Here is a 20,650-nt window from a genome sequence, read left to right on the forward strand (position 1 = left end):
TGCGAATTTACAATTTTTCGATAAGGATTAAGTATCTTCGTAGCTTTAAAATTAAAACTTCAATTCACATGAATTCAGAGATAAGAAACCTAGAACCAAAAGCTGTTTGGAAAAATTTTGCCGACTTAAACGCTGTACCTCGCCCTTCTAAAAAAGAAGAAAGAGTAATTCAGTTTATGGTAGATTTCGGTAAGAAATTAAATCTTGAAACCATGGTTGATAAAGTTGGGAATGTAATTATTCGCAAGCCTGCTTCAACTGGAATGGAAGACAGAAAAACAGTAGTTATGCAAAGCCATTTAGATATGGTACACCAGAAAAATGCTGATACTGTTTTTGATTTTGACACCGAAGGTATTAAAATGTTTGTAGATGGTGATTGGGTTAAAGCTGACGGAACTACGTTAGGAGCTGACAACGGTTTAGGGGTTGCTGCTATCATGGGTGTTTTAGAATCTACTAATATTCCTCACCCTGCTATCGAAGCTTTATTCACAATTGATGAAGAAACAGGTATGACAGGTGCAATGGGACTTGAAGGAGGTTTATTAGAAGGTGAAATTTTATTAAATCTAGACACTGAAGAAGATGATGAAATAGGAATGGGATGTGCTGGTGGTGTAGATGTTACCGCTACTAGAAATTATAGTGAAGAAACTACTCCTGAAAACACAATCGCCTATGAAATTTCTGTTACTGGACTAAATGGTGGTCACTCAGGAATGGATATTATTAAAGGTTTAGGAAACGCTAACAAAATTATGAACCGTTTATTATTTGATGGGTTTACCAACTTTGGTTTACGTGTTTCGGAAATTAACGGAGGTAGTTTACGTAATGCTATTCCTCGCGAAAGCTTTTCAACTGTAGTTATTGATGCTGTTTCTAAAGAACCTTTCCAATTTGAAATACATGAGCTTATCAACAACATCAAAGCTGAGTTTTCAACACTAGAACCTAATCTAACTATTGAATTAAAAGAAATTGACACTCCTGAAACTGTAATGGATCTAGGCGTTCAAGAAGGATTAATTAAAGCCGTTTATGCTGCTTTAAATGGTGTATATCGAATGAGCCCTGATATTGAAGGTTTAGTAGAAACCTCAAACAACATTGCTCGTATTATTGTAAAAGATGGAGCTATTAAAATTGGATGTTTAACACGTTCTTCTTCTGAAACAAATAAGTGGGACTTAGCTAACTCATTACGTTCATCTTTTGAATTAGCTGGTTTTGATGTAGAGTTTTCTGGTTCGTATCCTGGATGGTTACCAAACGTAAATTCTGAGATTTTAAAAACTGTAACTAATTTATATGAAGAGTTACACAACGAAAAACCTATTGTAGCTGCATGTCATGCAGGGTTAGAATGTGGTATTTTAGGCCAAAACTACCCAGAAATGGACATGGTTTCTTTTGGTCCGAATATTAAAGGTGCACATTCACCTGATGAACGCGCACAAATATCATCAACACAAAAATTCTGGAAATTTTTATTAGAGATTTTAAAGAACACTCCAGTTAAGAATTAAAGACTTATACATAAACTTTAAAACCACAGCTTTTCAGTTGTGGTTTTTTGTTTACATTTATAAAATGAATTTTTTAGCGCATTTATATCTTTCTGACAACAACACTAATGTAATGATTGGTAACTTTATTGCCGACCATGTAAAAGGAAGAAACTTCTCTCACTATCATGAAGACATTCAAAAAGGAATTTTGTTACATCGCGAAATTGACACCTACACAGATGCGCATAAAATTGTTAGAATCAGTAAGCGTCGCCTTCACGAAAGATATCGTCATTATGACGGAGTAATTATCGATATTTTTTACGATCATTATTTAGCCAAAAACTGGAAAAATTATTCACAAATCCCACTAGACGTCTATGTAAACTCTGTCTATAATTTACTTCAAGACAATATTGATATTCTTCCTGAAAAAACACAAGAAATGCTACCCTACATGATACAGTATGACTGGTTATATAATTATCAATTTGCTAAAGGGATTCAGGAAGTCCTAAACGGAATGAATAGACGCACTAATGGGAAATCAAAAATGAATTTAGCGACCGGAGATTTGTTAGAGAATTATCAGATTTTCGAAAATGATTTCGCTACTTTTTTTGAAGACCTTCGCACATTCTCTCATCAAAAACTAAAAGAACTAAGTTAACAACACATGAAAAAAGCATTCTTATTTTTTTTAACACTCACAGTATTATATAGCTGTAAAAAAGAAAAAGTTCTAGGTACAATTACTGAAAAGGCTATGGTAGTTTCTGCTCGTAAAGAAGCTTCACAAATTGGTTCGGATATCTTACAAAAAGGAGGAAATGCTTTCGACGCTATGGTAGCCACAGAATTAGCTTTAGCAGTAACATATCCTTACGCTGGTAATCTTGGTGGTGGTGGATTCATGGTATATAGAAAAAATACGGGAGAAATTGGTGCGCTTGACTATCGCGAAAAAGCTCCACTTGCTGCTCATAAAGACATGTATTTAGATAGCTTAGGAAATGTAATTAAAAACAAAAGTACTTTAGGAGCTATGGCTGCAGGAATTCCAGGAACAGTGGCTGGTGTTTTTGCCACACATGAAAAATTCGGCTCATTACCTATTCAAGAGATTTTAAAACCAATCATAGCTTTAGCTAAAAAAGGAGTTGTAGTTACTCAAAAACAAGAAGACCGTATAAAAAAGTATCAACATTATTTTTTAGAAGTAAATAAAGACTCTATTCTTTTTGACAAGCCTTGGAAAAAGGGAGACACTATCAAATATACTGCTTTAGCAGCAACTTTAGAACGTATTGCAAAAAATGGTCGTGATGAGTTTTACAAAGGAGAAACCGCTAAACGCCTTGTTGATTTTATGCAAAACAATGGCGGAATTATGACCGAAGAAGATTTGGCTAAGTATGAAGCTAGATGGAGAACTCCAATCACTTTTACCTACGACGATTTACGAATTATTTCAATGTCTCCACCTGCTAGTGGGGGAATTTGTTTAGCACAAATAATGAACGGAATTGAACCGTTTGATTTAGATAAATACGGTCATAATTCAACAAAAACTATGCAGATAATTACTGAAGCAGAACGTAGAGCTTATGCAGATAGAAGTTTTTACTTAGGAGATCCTGATTTTGTAGAAATTCCTATTAAGACACTCATCAGTAAAGAATACACAAAAAATCGAATGCTTGATTTTTCTTTTGAAAAAGCCACCTCTTCAACCGATGTTTCTCATGGAAATATTACAATGGTTGAAAGTGATGAAACCACCCACTACTCTATTGTTGATCAATTTGGAAATGCTATTTCAGCCACAACAACCATTAATGGAGCTTACGGTTCTAAGCTATATTGTTCAGATTTAGGTTTTTTCTTAAACAATGAAATGGATGATTTTTCAAGCAAACCTGGTGTGCCGAATATGTTTGGTTTAGTTGGAGCTGAAGCGAATAAAATTGAACCCGAAAAACGCATGTTAAGCTCTATGACTCCTACTATTGTAGAAAAAAATGGTCAACTATACATGGTTGTAGGAACTCCTGGAGGTTCAACAATTATTACTTCAGTTTTGCAAACTATTTTAAATGTACATGAGTTTGATATGGGAATGCAAGAAGCCGTGAATCAACCACGTTTCCACCATCAATGGTTACCAGATGTAATTAAAATGGAACCAAAAGGTTTTGACGAACAAGTAAAAAAAGACTTACAACAATTAGGATACAAATTAGATGAAACAAATTCACCTGTTATAGGAAAAGTAGATGCTATTTTAGTGCTTCCTAACGGAAAACTAGAAGGCGGTGCAGACCCTAGAGGGGACGACACCGCTGTAGGGTTTTAGTTTTTAACATTTTTTTCACTCCCTTTAACAACTAATTAAGTAGTTTTAAGATTTAAATTTCAACAAAGCATGAAAAAAATACTGACCTTACTCACTTTAGCTACCTGCTACACTGGCTTTTCCCAAGAAACACGCCTTTTAAGACAACCTACAATATCTAACTCTGAAGTCGTTTTTGTATATGCAAACGACCTTTGGAAGGCTCCGATTAAAGGTGGAGATGCCATACGACTTACCAGTGATGACGGCTATGAGTCAAACCCACATTTCTCTAATGATGGTACTATGATTGCCTTTACTGCACAGTACGATGGAAATACTGATGTATATGTAATTCCTGCTACTGGTGGTGAACCCAAACGATTAACCTATCATCCAAGTGGTGACTTTGTACAAGGCTGGACACCTGATAACAAAGTTTTATTTCGCTCATCTAGAGAAGGCAGACCAACCCAAACTACTAAATTCTATACTGTTTCACTTAAAGGAGAATTACCTAAAGCTGTAAACGTTCCAAGAGCTGCTTATGGAGAATTTTCAAAAGATGGTAAATACCTTGCCTACACCCCTATTACGAGTTGGGATGCAGAATGGCGAAATTATCGTGGTGGTCAAGCAATGCCTATTTGGATTTTAAATATGCAAAATCAAAAACTAGTTAAAACTCCTCAAAAAGACAAAGAAAGGCATTTAGATCCTGTTTGGTACAACGGTAATGTTTACTACATTTCTGAAAGAGACTATACTAGTAATATTTGGTCATATAACTTGGCAACCAAACAAGAAAAACAACTTACATTCCATAAAAGATTTGATGTAAAAAGCTTAGATGCTAATTCAAACGGAATTGTTTATGAACAAGGAGGATACATCCACTTTTTAAATCCTAACACCTCAACTACCAAACAAATACCGATAACAGTTCATGGTGATTTAAACTATGCTAGAACTCGTTGGATGGATGTAAAAGGAAGAAATTTAACAAACCCTAATATTTCCCCTAAAGGAAAAAGAGCTATTTTTGAATACCGCGGTGAAATTTTTACTGTCCCAAAAGAAAATGGTACTTGGAGAAACTTAACCAACTCTTCAGGTGTAGCTGATAGGTATCCTATTTGGTCTCCAAAAGGAGATAAAGTAGCTTGGTTTTCTGATAAAAATGGAGAATACGAATTGGTGATTTCCGACCAAAATGGAGACAACAAATCATATATTACCATTCCTAATCCTACTTTTTATTTTAGACCAGATTGGTCTCCTGATGGTAAATATGTATCATTTACCGATACGCATTTTAATATTTGGATTTTAAATTTAGAAACTAAAAAAGCTGAAAAAGTAGCTACTGATAATTTTGCACATCCAAATAGAACCATGAATCCGAAATGGTCTCCTGATAGTGATTGGATTGCTTATGCTAAACAAAATGAAAATCATTTTAAATCTATTTACGCATATCAAATCAGCACCAAAAAAACAATTCAAATTACAGATCCTTTAGCAGATGCTATTTCACCTGTTTGGGATGCTTCAGGGAAATATATTTATACCTTGGCTAGCACAAACTACGGATTAGCATCTGGGTGGTTAGACATGAGTTCTTACGACCCTTCAGTAACTCGTAGCTTATATGCCGTTGTTTTGAACAGCAAAGACAAAGCTCCTAACCTACCGAAAACTGATGAAGAGAAAGATTCAGAAGAAAAGAGCAAAAAAGAAAAAAAAGACGATAAAAAAACATCAAAAGAAGCTGATAAAATAAAAGTTGTGATTGATGAAGAAGGTATTTTCAATAGAGCTATTGCCTTAAAATTACCTGCTAAAAATTATACAGCTTTATACAAAGCACCAAAAAATCATGTTTTCATAGCTGAAGCTATTCAAAACAAACCTGATGTGATTATCCATGACTATGACATTTCAAAAGAAAAAGCTACTGAATTTACTAAAGGAGCTCGTTCAGTAACAGTTTCAGAAGACAGAGAGTCTGTATTACTATCAAGTAAAGGAAACTGGAGTATTGTTAGTAGTAAATCTCCAGTTAAACCTGGTAAAGGCTCTATAAAAACCAACTTAAAAATTAAGGTCGACCCAAAAGCTGAAGCTCATCAAATCTTTAAAGAAGGTTGGCGCTATATGAGAGATTTTTTATATGTTGATAATGTACACGGTGCACCTTGGGACAAAATCTATCAATGGTACGCTCCTTGGATTGATCATGTAAGGCACAGAACTGATTTAAACTATGTTGTAGACATTATGAGCGGTGAAGTTGCTATTGGTCATTCATACGTTTATGGAGGTGACACTCCTAAAACCAACTACGTTCCTGTTGGATTACTTGGTTGTGATTTTGAAGAATCTAATGGCTTATACAAGTTTTCAAAAATATACAAAGGAGAACGTTGGAATCCTAATATTAAAGCTCCATTAGGGCTTCCGGGAATTGATGTTAAAGAAGGGGATTATTTATTAGAAGTTAATGGAGTTCCTGTAACTTCAAAAGACAATCTGTATAAAGCATTAGAGCAAACCGCAGGAAGAGAAATTTACATTAAGACAAATTCTAACCCCACAGTTAATGGAGCAAAAACTATTTTGGTAAAACCTGTTGCCAGTGAAAGAAATTTGCGCTCTATAGACTGGGTAGAAGAAAACAGGAGAAAAGTAGATAAATTATCTAACGGAAAATTAGCGTATGTGTATGTTCCGAATACTTCAAACAACGGATTTACCTCTTTTAATCGCTATTATTTTTCTCAGCAAGATAAAAAAGGAGTTATTATAGACGAAAGAAATAACGGTGGTGGTAGTGCTGCCGATTATATGATTGATATTTTATCGAGAAAACCTTTTGGGTATTTTAATAGTAAAGCTAATAAAAGAAAGCCATGGACAACACCTATAGCTGGTATTTGGGGACCAAAAGTGATGATTATTAACGAGCGTGCTGGTTCTGGAGGAGATTTACTTCCTTATATGTTTAAAGAAAAAAAATTAGGACCACTAGTTGGAACTCGTACATGGGGAGGTTTAGTAGGAACCTGGGACACTCCAGCTTTTATTGATGGTGGTAGAATGGTTGCACCACGTGGTGGATTTTTTGATTTGGATGGTAATTGGGCCGTTGAAGGTGAAGGTGTAGCTCCTGATATCGAAGTACACCAAGAGCCAAGTAAAATTTTAAAAGGAAAAGACCCTCAGTTAGAAAAAGCTGTTGATGAAGCTTTACGCTTATTAAAAAGTAATGAATTTATTCCTAAACCTGAACCTGCTCCACCTGTGCGTTGGAAAAGACCTTCCGGATATTAAAATCACTTTATATAAAAGTATAAAAACTTCTTAAAACAGGGGGCTTTTAGCCCCCTTATTTATTATATAATAAGAGTCTGCTCATATAATTTCCTAAAATAAAAAGTAATTCATAATTAACAATATTATCTTTTCTATCTATTTCAATAATCTCTTTAATTGATTTATCGTATAATCAATTTCTTTAATTGTATTTAATTTACTAAAAGAAAATCGTATAGATGTTTTCTTTTCTTCTTTTTCACTTAAGAATTCTCGTAACACATGAGATCCTTTACTACTTCCACTTTGACATGCACTACCTCCAGAAACAGCTATCCCAGATAAATCTAAATTAAATAACAGCATTTTATCCTCTAAAGGAAATTGTATATTTACAATTGTATAACTAGTCTTTTCTATTGACTCTCCATTAACTCTAATATTTGGAATAACTTCTTTTATTTTTTTTGTAAAATATTCCTTTAATCCAAAAATATATTTTTTGTCTTTTTGTAAATTTTCAAAAGCAATAGTCAACGCTTTTTCCATTCCAACTATTGAATGTACGTTTTCTGTACTAGATCTTGCTCCTTTTTCTTGTTCACCACCATGTAACATTGGTAATATTCCAATCCCTTTTTTAAAATAAGCAAAACCAACCCCTTTAGGTCCATGGAACTTATGTGCACTTGCAGTGATAAAATCTATTTGTGTTTTTTGTAAGTCTATATCATAATGCCCAATAGCTTGTACGGTATCTGAATGAAAATACGCCTCATGCTCTTTACATAATGCTACAACCTCTTCTATTGATAGTAAATTACCTATTTCATTATTCACATACATTAAACTCACCAAAGTTTTTTTCTTTGATTTATTTAGTAAATCCCCCAAACTCTCCATTGAAACAGCTCCTTCTTCATTTACCTTAACATAATCTACTACTAGATTATGTTTTTCTTCTAAAAACTGTACAGTGTTTAAAACTGCATGGTGTTCTATCTTGGAAGTAATAATTCTCTCTACTCCTAAGTTTAAGACTGCATTAAACAAAATTAAGTTATCAGCTTCGGTCCCTCCTGCTGTAAAAATGATTTCACTTGAAGACACATTAAAATGTTTCGCTATACTCTTTCTAGCTGTTTCAACAGCTGCTTTAGCTTTTCTACCATGCTGATGTATGGATGACGGATTTCCAAAATTGGTTTGCATTGATTGTTGAATAACCTCAATAACTTCGGGCAACATAGGTGTTGTTGCGGCATTGTCTAAATAAACAGATTTCATAGAGCAAAAATAAGTTTTTCTTAACGATAGTTATGTTTTCAAAAAATTATTGATTCTGAAAAATATATACCTCTGTTGCTCCTTGCCCATATCTTTGATAAGAAGCGTCGTAATATTTAACTGGATAATTATTTAATAAATACTGTAACTCAGTTTTTAAAACTCCATCTCCTACTCCATGTATTAAAACTAGTTTTGATATTCTTTTAGATATACAATACTCTAACTTATGTTTTGCTGTATTAATTTGTATTGATAAAATATCAAAATTATCCATTCCTCTTGTAGATTTTAACAGCTTTTCAGCATGTAAATCTACTTCCATTACCACTTCTCTTTTATCTTTTATAAAAGATGTTTTTTTCTTTTTTTCTTTATTTTGAGTCTTGGCTTTAAGCATTGGATTGTTAATATCCGAATATTTACTTAACTCACTTTGATCTACCTCAACTTTTACTAGCTCTTTCCTAAGAAAACAATACTCCATTCCTCCCTCATCTTTAACAAAAATTTCTTCATTTTTAATTTTTGTTACAACTCCTTTAATATCAGCATCAATTACTGCTACTTTATTTCCTATTTCTAAACACATCCTTAACCTTTATTTAATTAGCCAAAAGGGTATTAGCTTGTATTTTTGCAAATGATTTAATTATGCAAAATAACTGCAAATAAATGATAAACACTAAGAATATCAATACAAAAATTTTCTTTGAGGAAGCTAGAAAAGAGTTAACCCTTACCGAAGACCGAAAAGATTTATTGGTTGAAATAATAGACACTATTTACGAAGAATATCTTGACAGAGAAAAAATAAATTTAAATTTTATTTGTACTCATAATTCTCGTAGAAGTCAGTTTGCACAAGTGTGGAGCTTTTTTGCTATTGAATATTTTAACTTAAAGAATATGTTCACCTATTCTGGCGGAACAGAAACCACTTCTTTTCATAGAAACACAGTGAAATGTTTACAAAAAACTGGCTTTATCTTTAACGTTGTTGATTTTTCTCACCAGAATCCAAGGTACTTAGTTTCTTTTAAAGGAACTAAAAAATCAATTTTAGGTTTTTCCAAGTTATATGATCACCCCCAAAACAGTTATCCTTTTGTAGCTATAACTACTTGTGATAATGCCGACCAAAACTGTCCATATATACCTGATGCTATTGAACGTTTTCATTTACCTTATAACGACCCTCAAACATCTGACAATACAGACTTAACCGAAGAAACATACTTAAAAGTTAGTAAACAAATTGCTGGTGAGTTATTTTTTATTTTCGAAGAAATTTATCAAAAATTATCTTAGCTACACTTCTATACTCTTGTCATAAGGTATACTTTTTAAAATGTGATTAATCACACTTATTCTTGCTATAGTTTTCCTATTTGCTCGAATAACTTTCCATGGAGATATTTCTGTATTTGTTTTTGAGAACATTGCCTTTTTATACTCTGTATAATTATCCCAAAGTTCTTGCGCTTTTTCATCTACAGGCGTCATTTTCCATTGTTTTAATGGGTTGTTTTTTATATCGTTGAATCGTTTAGCTTGTTCTTTTTTATTAATAGACATGTAGATTTTTACCAAACGAATACCTGACTCTAAAATCATACGTTCAAAATCATTTACTTGATTCATAAAAACCTCATACTCTTCTTGTGTACAAAAACCATTAACTGGTTCTACTACTGCTCTATTATACCAACTGCGATCAAAAAAAACTATTTCACCTGCTTTTGGAAACTGTTCTACATACCTTTGAAAATACCATTGTGTTTTTTCATCTTCATTTGGTTTAGGAAGCGCTACTATTCGCATATGACGAGGATTGATACGTTCTGTAATTCTACGTATTGCCCCTCCTTTTCCAGCAGCATCTCTTCCTTCAAAAATTACAATTATTCGTTCATTTTTTTTTATTGTCCAAGCTTGTAAACGAATTAACTCTACTTGTAATTTTTTTAACTTTCGTTCGTAATCTACATATCGAATTGCTCTTTCTATATTAAAAGATTTAGACAGTAAAGCCTTTAAACCTCTTGTTGTATTTAATTTATTTACATCTCTTTGAGTTAACTTCCCCATAATTAATCTAAATGTTTTACTGAACGATAATAACGCATTACTATATTTGGATCTGGTGTTAAAATAGTTTGCGCCTCTTCTTTTCCTTTATAATCAAATTGAGACAATACATGACGCATACACTCAACTCTAGCTTCTTTTTTGTTATTTGTCTTTACTACTATCCAAGGACTATAAGCTGTGTGCGTTTTACTAAACATTTCATTTTTATAATGACTATACTTATCCCATAACTCTTGTCCTCTTTTATCTACAGGGCTGAACTTCCAACGCTTTAAAGGATTATTATTCCTAGAATTAAATCGACGTAACTGTTCTTCTTTTGAAATTGATAACCAAAATTTTATCACAACAACGCCATCTTCATATAACATATGTTCAAATTCAGGCACTTGAACCAAAAAATTCTTATACTGCTCGTCCGTACAAAACCCCATTACAGGCTCAACTACAGCTCTATTGTACCAACTACGATCAAAAAAAACTATTTCCCCAGGATTTGGTAATTCTTTAATATAACGCTGAAAATACCATTGTCCCTTTTCTACATCTGTAGGTTTATTCAAAGCTACTAAACGAGTAGAACGCGGATTCATATGCTCCATAAAACGTCTTATACTCCCACCTTTCCCTGCTGCATCTCTTCCTTCAAAGATAACTGCCACTCGCTTCTTATTTTGCGCAATCCATTGCTGAAGTTTCACTAACTCTATCTGTAGTTTTTTCAGTTCCTCTTCGTAATTTAACTTTACCTGAACCTTGGTTATTGAAATTTCCTTTTTTTTTATAATTGCTAGCAACTCTTCATTTGTAGAAACACTTTCAAAATCTTCAATTGTTAATACTTGCTTTTCTTTCATATGTTTATTAATTATTCTTGTTAATAATTTAACCAAGGTTGTGCTAAAATAATACGATATTTACACCTATGAAAAAAAACATGTCACTTTTATTTATCTTATTTACTCTCTATCTATTCTCACAACGTAAATATGACAAAGAATTAAGTTTTTTAAATGATAATGACTTATATGTTTCCACCTATCAAGATCGATATTATACAAACGGAGCCTTTTTAACATACCGCTTCTTAAGTAAAAAGCAAGCTGAAAATATTGATAAAAAAATATATGAAATCCAATTAGGTCACCATATGTACACTCCTTATAAGGCTGTTGTTGAAACTATTGAAGAACATGATCGTCCTTTTGCTAGCTACTTATTCGGTAGTTTTGGGGTTAACCGATTTTACGCTAATAAATCTATTCTCAAAACAGCTTTACAAATAGGAACTATTGGATCTTATTCTTTTGGTGAAGAACTTCAAGGAATTATACATAAAATGTATGGTTTTAAAGAAGCTACTGGATGGGATTATCAAATAAAAGATGCTTTTGCTCTTAATCTAAAGGTCGATTATATTAAAAAAATAACTAAAGACAATGTTTTTGACCTTAACTGGACAAACTCTGCTAGGTTAGGCACTGTTTATACTGATTTATCAACTGGTTTATTTACTCGTATTGGCTTTAAGCCTCTAGAAAGTATTATTAATTCTATTGCTTTTCATGGAAACTTAAACAATAAAAACACTAATTTCGAAAATAAGACGGAAGTTTTTTTATACCTAAAACCAATGCTCCATTATGTTGCTTATGACGCAACTATTGAAGGTAGCTTTTTAAACAAAAAAAGCCCTGTAACGTTTGATGTAGAACCTTTTAAATTTACAACGGAGTTTGGAATTCGTTTTACAAGTAATCGTTTTAATTTTGGTTATGCCATAAACTACCATACAAAAAAACTTAAAAGTTCGCGTGTTCCTAAAGGAAATTTTTATGGTACAATACAATTAAATTATCAATTTAATTAAGAGTATTGCACTCTTTGAAAAAATAATTTTTAAAATCATCAAATTAAGATATATTTGTAAGTCTAATAAATAGAAAAATTACTAAATGAAATTTATCGTATCTAGCTCACAATTATTAAAACAACTACAAGTTTTAGGTGGGGTTATAAATAGCAATAACACGTTACCAATTTTAGATAACTTTTTATTTGAACTATCTGAAAACGAATTAAAAATATCAGCTTCCGACCTTGAGACAACCATGTCATCAGTTATTGAAGTTGAAAGTACTGATACTGGAGCGATTGCTATAAATGCTCGTTTATTATTAGATACTTTAAAAACATTTCCTGAACAACCTCTTACATTTAAGATTGAAGGAGATAACACTATTGAGATTATTTCGGAACAAGGAAAATATGACATGGCATACTTTAGTGGAGATGAGTTCCCTAAAGCTGTAGAATTACCTTCTCCTAGCAGCACTGAAATCCCTTCTCATATTTTAGCTACAGCTATTTCTAAAACTATTTTTGCGGCTGGTAATGATGATTTACGTCCTGTTATGAGTGGTGTATTTTTTCAGTTCAATTCAAAAGAATTAACTTTTGTAGCCACTGATGCTCATAAATTAGTTAAATATACACGTACCGATATTACTGCTGATAAATCAGCCGAATTTATCATGCCTAAAAAACCTTTAAACTTATTAAAGGGAATTTTAGGGGGATCAGAAAACAATGTGACTATTGAATATAATGATACTAATGCCAAATTTACTTTTGATAATGTAGTATTAATCTGTCGATTAATTGATGGAAAATACCCTAACTACGAAGCTGTTATACCAAAAGAAAACCCAAACAAATTAACTGTTGACAGAGCTTCTTTCTTAAATTCTGTACGTCGTGTATCTATTTTCTCTAGTAAGACAACACATCAAATTCGTTTGAAAATGGCGGGTACTGAATTAAATATTTCTGCAGAAGATTTAGACTATTCTAATAAAGCCGACGAACGATTAAACTGTGATTATCAAGGTGACGATATGCAGATTGGGTTTAACTCTCGTTTTCTTAGCGAAATGTTAAACAACTTAAACTCTAACGACGTTTTAATTGAAATGAGCTTACCAAATAGAGCTGGAATTTTAACTCCAATTGACGGTACTGAAGAAGGCGAGTTAGTAACTATGCTTGTTATGCCAGTAATGTTAAACGGGTAATAAATTTTCCACATATAAAAATTACAAAAGCCACAGAATCAAAACTCTGTGGCTTTTGTAATTTTATTTAATATCTTTCTCTTTCAAAAATGAGAAATAATTGTAAATTTACCTCTTTCAAACTTTATAAATTATAATGGGTAGAATTATTGCAATTGCAAATCAAAAAGGTGGCGTAGGTAAAACTACTACATCTGTAAACTTAGCTGCGGCTTTAGGTGTTTTAGAAAAAAAAGTGTTGTTAATTGATGCTGACCCCCAAGCAAATGCTACTTCTGGTTTAGGTTTAGACGTTGAAAGTATAGAAATTGGAACGTATCAGGTTTTAGAACACACGATCTCTGCGAAAGACACTGTTTTAAAAACTGACTCTCCAAACGTTGACTTAATTCCTGCTCATATTGATTTAGTTGCTATTGAAATTGAATTGGTAGACAAGCAACAACGCGAGTACATGTTAAAAAAAGCGTTAGAAGATATTAAAGATGATTACGATTTTATTTTAATTGATTGTGCTCCATCTCTAGGGTTAATAACTTTAAACTCTCTAGTAGCTGCCGACTCTGTTGTTATCCCTATTCAATGTGAATATTTTGCTTTAGAAGGTTTAGGAAAATTATTAAACACAATTAAGAGTGTTCAAAAAATACACAATCAAGAGCTAGAAATAGAAGGCTTGTTATTAACTATGTTCGATTCTCGTTTACGCTTGTCAAACCAAGTGGTAGATGAAGTACGCAAACACTTCAGTTCTATGGTTTTTGAAACAATAGTACACAGAAATATCCGCTTAAGTGAAGCACCAAGTTATGGAGAAAGTATAATTTCATACGATGCAACGAGTAAAGGTGCCGTAAATTACTTAAATTTGGCGAACGAAATTTTAACTAAAAACGCATAATTACTGTAAATGGCAAAAGCAACAAAAAAACAAGCTTTAGGTAGAGGTTTATCAGCATTATTAAAGGAAACTGCAGAAGTAAATTCGGCAGAAGATAAAAATGCAGATAAGTTAGTTGGAAATATTATTGAAATTGATATCAACTCAATAGATGTAAACCCTTACCAACCTAGGACTTATTTTGATGAAGAAGCGTTGCGCGAATTAGCTAGTTCTATTAAAGAATTAGGAGTAATTCAGCCTATTACTGTACGTAAACTATCAAGCGATAAGTTTCAATTAGTTTCTGGAGAGCGTCGTTTTAGAGCTTCTAAACTTATTGGAAACAAAACCGTTCCTGCTTACATTCGTTTAGCAAACGATCAGGAAATGTTAGAAATGGCGTTGGTAGAAAATATTCAACGTAAAAACTTAGACCCAATTGAAGTTGCTCTTTCTTATCAACGTTTAATTGATGAAATTCAACTTACTCAAGAAGAACTAAGTACCCGTGTTGGTAAAAAGCGTTCTACAGTTACTAACTACTTACGTTTACTTAAGCTAGATCCTATTATTCAAACAGGAATGCGTGATGGTTTTATTTCAATGGGACACGGTCGTGCATTGATCAATGTTGATAGTAACTCTGATCAATTAAACATTTATGAGAAAATTGTTCGTGATAAACTATCAGTACGTCAAACTGAAGAACTTGTAAAGAACCTAAAAGCTGGTAAGGTTGCTAAAACAGCCAAAAAGAAAGCTTTACCTAATTATATTTCTGAAAGTGTTAAGGATATTAGCGACTATTTTGGACATAAAATTGACGTTACAGTGAACAATCGTGGAAAAGGTAAAATCTCTATTCCTTTTCATTCTGAAGAAGATTTTAACCGTATTAAAAACTTACTAAAGTAATTGAACGTACGTATAATCATATTCGCTTTTTTTAGTCTTTTTTTGTTTCAAAATACTTTTGCTCAAAAAGATTCTATTGCCGTTAGGGCAAAACAACTTCAGTTAACAAGTGACAAATACAATCCTTTGTCACCTTCAAAAGCTGCCTTTTACTCAGCTATTTTCCCCGGAGGCGGGCAAATTTATAATGGAAAATATTGGAAAGCCCCAATAGTATGGGCTGCAATAGGTGCTAGTGCATATTTTTATATTGATAATAGTGATCAGTATGATCGATACCGAACAGCTTTTAAGCTAAGAAACCAAGGGTTATCTGATGAATTCAATGGTAAGGACGGAAACCCATTTATTTCAACACCTGGATTAGAATCTGCTCAAAAAACTTTACGAAAAAATAGAGATTTATCATTATTAACTGGTGTACTTTTATATGTTTTGCAAATTGTTGAAGCTAGTGTTAATGCACACTTATTACAATTTGACACAGACGATAGCTTATCTGTAAAACCAGTAATAACTCCTGATCCTTTATTTATTGAAGCCCCAAAAGTTGGTTTAACACTAAAATATTCTTTTTAAAATGAAAATAGCCTTACTTGGTTATGGTAGAATGGGTAAAGAAATTGAAAAAATTGCTTTACAAAGAGGACATCAAATCGTTATAAAAACTTCTGGAAAAGAAGTGTATGATATTACAAAAGCTGATGTAGCAATAGACTTTAGCATTCCTTCTTCAGCATACGACAATATCAGCAATTGTATTAACAATAATACACCTGTTATTTCTGGAACTACTGGCTGGTTAGATAAGTACAACGATATTGTTGATTTATGTAATGAAAAAAACGGTGCTTTTATTTATGCCTCTAACTTTAGTTTAGGGGTTAATGTTTTCTTTGAACTAAACAAACAACTTGCTAAAATGATGAATACTTTAGAACAATATAATGTTTCTATTGAAGAGATTCATCATACTAAAAAGTTAGATGCTCCAAGCGGTACTGCAATTACATTGGCAGAAGGTGTTATTGAAAATACTAACCAAAAAGCTTGGGAATTAGACGAAAAAACATCAGAAGAAAATATTCCTATTAAAGCTATCAGAACTCCGAATGTTCCAGGTACTCACACCGTGACTTATAATTCTGAAATAGATACTATTGATATTAAACACACAGCTCATAATCGTCAAGGTTTTGCTTTAGGTGCTGTAATTGCTGCTGAGTGGTTAAATAATAAAACAGGTGTTTTTACTATGCGAGATGTGTTAAACTTAGGTTAATAACGTAACAAACAGCTCAAAAAACACACAAATAAAATTGAATTTTATTCCTTAATGGAACTACAAAATATATAGATTATGACATTTACTGAATGGTTTTTATTCTTTTTATTCATACAAGTTGTTCATTTTTTAGGTACTTGGAAGCTATATACTAAAGCAGGTAAAAAAGCTTGGGAAGCTGCTATACCTGTTTATAATGCTATTGTATTGATGCAAATAATAAATCGTCCAAAATGGTGGGTGATTTTATTGTTTATTCCTATAGTTAACCTATTAATGTTCCCTATTATTTGGGTTGAAACTTGTAGAAGTTTTGGTTTTAAAAAAAGACCTGATACTATTTTAGCTATTCTAACTTTAGGACTATATATCTATTATATCAATTATTTTACAGATGCAAAATATATTGAAAACAGAAGTTTAAAACCAAGATCTCCTTTAGGTGAATGGGTTAGCTCTATTGCTTTTGCTATTATTGCTGCTACTTTGGTACATACTTATATTATGCAACCATACACTATTCCTACCTCATCTTTAGAGAAAACCTTATTAGTTGGTGATTATTTATTTGTAAGTAAGTTTCATTACGGTGCACGTGTACCAATGACTACCGTTGCTGCACCAATGGCACACGATACTATTCCTGGATTGGGTATAAAATCATTTTTATCTGATGATAAAAACAAGGAAGGTTTATTAAACAAGCTTTCTTTACCTTATATGCGTGTTCCTGGCTTTCAAAAAATTAACCGTAATGATATCGTTGTTTTTAGCTGGCCTTCAGACTCTTTAGCCACAATGTGGGGAGATAACTCTGGTAACTTTACCTATAAACCAATTGATAAGCGTACGAACTACGTAAAACGTGCTGTAGGAATTCCTGGAGATAGCTTAGAAGTACGTGATGGTTATGTTTTTATTAATGGAAAGAAAACTGTTTTACCAGATAGAGCGAAACCACAATGGCATTTTATAGTTGATACCAACGGAGAAAAGTTTAGCCAAGGAGCCCTTTCTAGATATAATATTAGAGAAGGACAAGTAATGCCTGATGGTAAATATGCTTTAAACTTAACAGATGAAGAAGCTGCTTTAATAGCTAAAAACCCTATTGTAGAAAGTATTAAAAAACACTTAACTCCAAAAGGAGCTTATGACAAATCAGTTTTTCCTCATGACCCAAGATATGCTTGGTCTTCGGATAATTTTGGACCAATATATATTCCTAAAAAAGGAGCTACTGTTAAATTAAATTCTAAAACAATTCCTTTTTATGAGCAGATTATTCGTAGATATGAGAATAACAATTTAACAATTTTTGGAGACGATATTTATATCAATGGTGAGAAAGCAAAAGAATATACTTTTAAGCAAGATTACTACTGGATGATGGGAGACAATCGTCAACGTTCGTTAGACGCTAGAAATTGGGGGTATGTGCCTTTTGACCACGTAGTTGGTAAACCTGTTATGATTTGGTTAAGTTGGGATGCTAATGCACCTAGTTTTATTGCTAAGTTAAATTCTATTCGTTGGGACAGAATGTTTACAACTGTTGGAGGAAGTGGTAAACCTGTTTCTTACCTTTGGTTGGTTTTATTGTTGATTGGAGGTTATATCGTGTACAGTTTTAGAAAAAGTAAAAAGAAAAAAGCATAATGTCACTTTTTATTCCAACTTATTTTGCTCCTATTTCACAGTATGCAGCAATCTATCAATCGGATGCTATTACTTTTGAAATAGAAGATAATTATCAAAAGCAAACCTATCGTAATCGCTGTTATATTTATGGAGCCAATGGTAAATTAGCTCTTAATATTCCTGTTAAACATAAAACAAAAGAAGGTAGAAAAAAGACCAAAGACACCTTAGTAGAAAATGACTTCCCCTGGCAACAACAACATTTTAAGTCATTACAATCAGCTTATCGTTCTTCTCCATTTTTTGAATTTTTTGAAGATGATTTACAAGCTATTTTCAATAAAAAGTACACGTTTTTACAAGACTTGAATATTGATACTCATTTATTTGTAACTGATGCTTTACAAATTAAACAGCAATTTAACAAAACTTCCAGTTACGAACTAACCCCTGAGAGCATTGATTATAGAGCTTTAGCTATTGCTAAAAAAGGAGTTGAAATAAAAATGGATTCTTATATTCAAATGTTTGATGATAAATACGGATTTATACCTAATTTATCTATTTTAGATCTTTTGTTTATGGAAGGTGCTAATACTATTAGTTTTTTAGAAAAAATTAATATAAGCCTAAAATAACTTTCTTCATACTATTTTAGTATTTCTTTATTTTTTAACATAAACTAAGAGGTTATTTAGTTATTTTATATATATTTGCCACCGAAGCATTTCCCCCTTTTTAATGTTTCATTTCCCCCTTATTATTAAGAAAAGACTTGTTCCCTTTGTGTGCAGGTCTTTTTACTTTATATACCTTTTGGCTAGATTGTTAATCTGCTCAGAAATAGATAATTTTACTACGACAAAGACATAAATTACTATAATTAATATACTCTTTAAAACAATGTTTACTATTGGGTGAATTGGAAAGTCAAAAAGATAAAACTTAGGTATTGAAAAATTCCAAAAGTTAAACCCTAAAAACATAATTAAGACAATAAGAATCATTAAAAATGTTTTATTAGTAAAAGGGGTCATATTAAACTTTTCTTTTACAAACCATAGTTTAAAGGTATTAAACACCAAAACTGTAATAAGTGTTGCTAGTGCCAACCCTTTTGTTCCCATTTCTAAATCATTAAAAAAGTAACTATTTAAAAAATATACAGAAAAGGCCATTCCTAAACCTACAGGTAACGTAATACGATAAAATTTAGAATTACTTATAATAGCACCATTACTACCTAATGACATTAAAAATAACTTTGCAGACGAAATCAATAATACTACTAATACTCCTTCTTTTCCATAATTTTTATTCGGCATCAACCTGAATAACTCCTCCACATTACAATTTACTAAGACAAAAAACAGCCCGCCAATCAACAATAAATTAATAGAACTCTTCTTATATAAACTTTCTGTTTCTTTTGGGTTATCTTCATTAAGAGCCTTAGAGGTTAATGGCTGTAAAATTTGCCCCATTGCCCTACTTGGTGCTTCTATAAATGACCCTATAAACACAGCTACCGTATAATATGCAGCTGTAGCAAAACCTTCTTTCCCTGGTATCATTACTTTGTCTATATCTAAGATAATAGCTCCTGCACTACCTGCTAAAATGATATAAAAAGTATATCGTAAAACTTCTTTAAAGTTGTTTGGTAAACTGAAGGTAAATTTTGGTGTATATAGACGAAAAGCATACCCCATCATTAAGAGTACTCTTAATATGTAAGCTATTGACATATATACTAAAAACTCTTCTTTTGTTATAAAGTTAAAATACACAGCAAAAAGTAAAACCATCACAGCTACTCTATTGTATAATTCCTTTAAAATATTCCCAAAAACCGATTGCATTTGTACTCTTGCCCAAGAATAAAACACTTCAAAATAAGCACAAGCTACAGCGATAATATAAATATAAATAGTATAATCTTCAATTATGAGGTTGCCTCCACTTCCATTTTCTACCACATAACTCATAATCCAATTATGAAATAAACTCCAAAAATATCCTATTGGAATCGCTATAAATAATGGTAAAAAAATTATAGAGCTTAAAAATTTATCTTTTTCTACTTTTGAAGTATATCCAGAAAAAAACTTGATAATTGTAAAGTGAACTCCAAAGGCTGTAACAGGCATAATTAAGTTTGAAGCCGAAAAAACATAGGTTGCTAATCCATAATATTCATCTCCTAAAAATCGTGTATATAACACCAAGGTATTAATACCTCCAATCAAAAATCCTAAATATATTATTAGAGTATTCCTGAACGATTGTTTAAATACAATTCCCAAT

The 20,650-nt window shown here is 32.2% G+C and carries 18 protein-coding genes; 13 read left to right on the forward strand and 5 right to left on the reverse strand.

The features are described 5' to 3' along the window. The first annotated feature begins 68 nt into the window (after positions 1 to 68). The 4 genes from D6200_RS05290 to D6200_RS05305 all read left to right on the forward strand — a co-directional run bounded on the left by D6200_RS05290 (position 69) and on the right by D6200_RS05305 (position 7,182). The gene (locus D6200_RS05290) at positions 69 to 1,532 is read left to right on the forward strand and encodes an aminoacyl-histidine dipeptidase (protein WP_073183176.1); all 1,464 of its coding nucleotides are present in this window, start codon (positions 69 to 71) and stop codon (positions 1,530 to 1,532) included. A 64-nt stretch (positions 1,533 to 1,596) separates the two neighbouring features. Then, positions 1,597 to 2,184 (forward strand): acyl carrier protein phosphodiesterase, encoded by a 588-nt coding sequence (locus D6200_RS05295; protein ID WP_073183178.1) that lies wholly within the window; start codon positions 1,597 to 1,599, stop codon positions 2,182 to 2,184. A gap of 6 nt (positions 2,185 to 2,190) precedes the next feature. Next, positions 2,191 to 3,870, forward strand: a complete 1,680-nt coding sequence (gene ggt, locus D6200_RS05300; RefSeq protein WP_073183180.1) for a gamma-glutamyltransferase — start codon at positions 2,191 to 2,193, stop codon at positions 3,868 to 3,870. Between the two features lie 69 nt (positions 3,871 to 3,939). Continuing rightward, positions 3,940 to 7,182, forward strand: coding sequence for a S41 family peptidase (locus tag D6200_RS05305; RefSeq protein ID WP_073183182.1), 3,243 nt, complete (start codon positions 3,940 to 3,942; stop codon positions 7,180 to 7,182). 138 nt (positions 7,183 to 7,320) lie between these two features. Here D6200_RS05305 and D6200_RS05310 read toward each other — a convergent pair whose 3' ends face one another. Continuing rightward, on the reverse strand, positions 7,321 to 8,451 hold the full coding sequence (locus tag D6200_RS05310; RefSeq protein ID WP_073183184.1) for a cysteine desulfurase family protein: 1,131 nt from the start codon (positions 8,449 to 8,451) through the stop codon (positions 7,321 to 7,323). Between the two features lie 46 nt (positions 8,452 to 8,497). Beyond that, positions 8,498 to 9,043 (reverse strand): Smr/MutS family protein, encoded by a 546-nt coding sequence (locus D6200_RS05315; RefSeq protein ID WP_047789673.1) that lies wholly within the window; start codon positions 9,041 to 9,043, stop codon positions 8,498 to 8,500. A gap of 83 nt (positions 9,044 to 9,126) precedes the next feature. Between D6200_RS05315 and D6200_RS05320 the strand changes: the two genes are divergently transcribed. After that, complete coding sequence (locus D6200_RS05320; protein ID WP_073183187.1) at positions 9,127 to 9,762, forward strand: low molecular weight phosphatase family protein; 636 nt, start codon at positions 9,127 to 9,129, stop codon at positions 9,760 to 9,762. Here D6200_RS05320 and ppk2 (D6200_RS05325) read toward each other — a convergent pair whose 3' ends face one another. Beyond that, the gene (gene ppk2, locus D6200_RS05325; protein WP_047789671.1) at positions 9,763 to 10,542 is read right to left on the reverse strand and encodes a polyphosphate kinase 2; all 780 of its coding nucleotides are present in this window, start codon (positions 10,540 to 10,542) and stop codon (positions 9,763 to 9,765) included. A gap of 2 nt (positions 10,543 to 10,544) precedes the next feature. Continuing rightward, positions 10,545 to 11,402 (reverse strand): polyphosphate kinase 2, encoded by an 858-nt coding sequence (gene ppk2, locus D6200_RS05330; protein ID WP_047789745.1) that lies wholly within the window; start codon positions 11,400 to 11,402, stop codon positions 10,545 to 10,547. A gap of 68 nt (positions 11,403 to 11,470) precedes the next feature. Between ppk2 (D6200_RS05330) and D6200_RS05335 the strand changes: the two genes are divergently transcribed. The 8 genes from D6200_RS05335 (at position 11,471) to D6200_RS05370 (ending at position 18,981) form a co-directional block, all read left to right on the forward strand. Further along, a complete protein-coding gene (locus D6200_RS05335; protein ID WP_073183189.1) occupies positions 11,471 to 12,415 on the forward strand; it encodes a lipid A deacylase LpxR family protein in 945 nt (314 codons plus the stop codon). A gap of 85 nt (positions 12,416 to 12,500) precedes the next feature. Then, positions 12,501 to 13,619, forward strand: a complete 1,119-nt coding sequence (gene dnaN, locus D6200_RS05340) for a DNA polymerase III subunit beta (RefSeq protein WP_047789669.1) — start codon at positions 12,501 to 12,503, stop codon at positions 13,617 to 13,619. A 136-nt stretch (positions 13,620 to 13,755) separates the two neighbouring features. Next, positions 13,756 to 14,520: a ParA family protein gene (locus tag D6200_RS05345; protein ID WP_047789668.1), complete on the forward strand. Its 765-nt coding sequence runs from the start codon at positions 13,756 to 13,758 to the stop codon at positions 14,518 to 14,520. A 9-nt stretch (positions 14,521 to 14,529) separates the two neighbouring features. After that, complete coding sequence (locus D6200_RS05350; protein WP_047789667.1) at positions 14,530 to 15,417, forward strand: ParB/RepB/Spo0J family partition protein; 888 nt, start codon at positions 14,530 to 14,532, stop codon at positions 15,415 to 15,417. After that, positions 15,418 to 15,996, forward strand: coding sequence for a DUF5683 domain-containing protein (locus tag D6200_RS05355; protein WP_073183192.1), 579 nt, complete (start codon positions 15,418 to 15,420; stop codon positions 15,994 to 15,996). It begins immediately after the preceding gene. Position 15,997: 1 nt separating this feature from the next. After that, positions 15,998 to 16,699: a 4-hydroxy-tetrahydrodipicolinate reductase gene (dapB, locus tag D6200_RS05360; protein ID WP_073183195.1), complete on the forward strand. Its 702-nt coding sequence runs from the start codon at positions 15,998 to 16,000 to the stop codon at positions 16,697 to 16,699. 78 nt (positions 16,700 to 16,777) lie between these two features. Continuing rightward, positions 16,778 to 18,361 carry a signal peptidase I gene (gene lepB / locus D6200_RS05365; protein WP_073183198.1) on the forward strand — a complete coding sequence of 528 codons (1,584 nt, stop codon included), beginning with the start codon at positions 16,778 to 16,780 and terminating at the stop codon, positions 18,359 to 18,361. Then, on the forward strand, positions 18,361 to 18,981 hold the full coding sequence (locus D6200_RS05370) for a WbqC family protein (protein ID WP_073183200.1): 621 nt from the start codon (positions 18,361 to 18,363) through the stop codon (positions 18,979 to 18,981). Before lepB ends, D6200_RS05370 begins: the two co-directional genes overlap by 1 nt. Before the next feature lie 162 nt (positions 18,982 to 19,143). Here the strand turns inward: D6200_RS05370 and D6200_RS05375 are convergent, their stop codons facing one another. Beyond that, on the reverse strand, positions 19,144 to 20,649 hold the full coding sequence (locus D6200_RS05375) for a lipopolysaccharide biosynthesis protein (RefSeq protein WP_073183202.1): 1,506 nt from the start codon (positions 20,647 to 20,649) through the stop codon (positions 19,144 to 19,146). Position 20,650: the final 1 nt, after the last annotated feature.

Origin of the sequence: Tenacibaculum mesophilum, from assembly GCF_003867075.1 — a bacterium.
Classification (GTDB): Bacteria; Bacteroidota; Bacteroidia; order Flavobacteriales; family Flavobacteriaceae; genus Polaribacter; species Polaribacter mesophilus.

Bases quoted from the DNA above. Each gene is read 5' to 3' on its own strand.
- D6200_RS05345 (WP_047789668.1), top strand. From the start codon at position 13,756: ATGGGTAGAATTATTGCAATTGCAAATCAAAAAGGTGGCGTAGGTAAA.
- D6200_RS05310 (WP_073183184.1), bottom strand. From the start codon at position 8,451: ATGAAATCTGTTTATTTAGACAATGCCGCAACAACACCTATGTTGCCC.
- D6200_RS05335 (WP_073183189.1), top strand. From the start codon at position 11,471: ATGAAAAAAAACATGTCACTTTTATTTATCTTATTTACTCTCTATCTA.
- D6200_RS05370 (WP_073183200.1), top strand. From the start codon at position 18,361: ATGTCACTTTTTATTCCAACTTATTTTGCTCCTATTTCACAGTATGCA.
- ggt (WP_073183180.1), top strand. From the start codon at position 2,191: ATGAAAAAAGCATTCTTATTTTTTTTAACACTCACAGTATTATATAGC.
- D6200_RS05320 (WP_073183187.1), top strand. From the start codon at position 9,127: ATGATAAACACTAAGAATATCAATACAAAAATTTTCTTTGAGGAAGCT.
- ppk2 (WP_047789745.1), bottom strand. From the start codon at position 11,402: ATGAAAGAAAAGCAAGTATTAACAATTGAAGATTTTGAAAGTGTTTCT.
- D6200_RS05290 (WP_073183176.1), top strand. From the start codon at position 69: ATGAATTCAGAGATAAGAAACCTAGAACCAAAAGCTGTTTGGAAAAAT.
- D6200_RS05350 (WP_047789667.1), top strand. From the start codon at position 14,530: ATGGCAAAAGCAACAAAAAAACAAGCTTTAGGTAGAGGTTTATCAGCA.
- lepB (WP_073183198.1), top strand. From the start codon at position 16,778: ATGACATTTACTGAATGGTTTTTATTCTTTTTATTCATACAAGTTGTT.
- D6200_RS05315 (WP_047789673.1), bottom strand. From the start codon at position 9,043: ATGTGTTTAGAAATAGGAAATAAAGTAGCAGTAATTGATGCTGATATT.
- dapB (WP_073183195.1), top strand. From the start codon at position 15,998: ATGAAAATAGCCTTACTTGGTTATGGTAGAATGGGTAAAGAAATTGAA.
- D6200_RS05295 (WP_073183178.1), top strand. From the start codon at position 1,597: ATGAATTTTTTAGCGCATTTATATCTTTCTGACAACAACACTAATGTA.
- D6200_RS05305 (WP_073183182.1), top strand. From the start codon at position 3,940: ATGAAAAAAATACTGACCTTACTCACTTTAGCTACCTGCTACACTGGC.
- ppk2 (WP_047789671.1), bottom strand. From the start codon at position 10,542: ATGGGGAAGTTAACTCAAAGAGATGTAAATAAATTAAATACAACAAGA.
- dnaN (WP_047789669.1), top strand. From the start codon at position 12,501: ATGAAATTTATCGTATCTAGCTCACAATTATTAAAACAACTACAAGTT.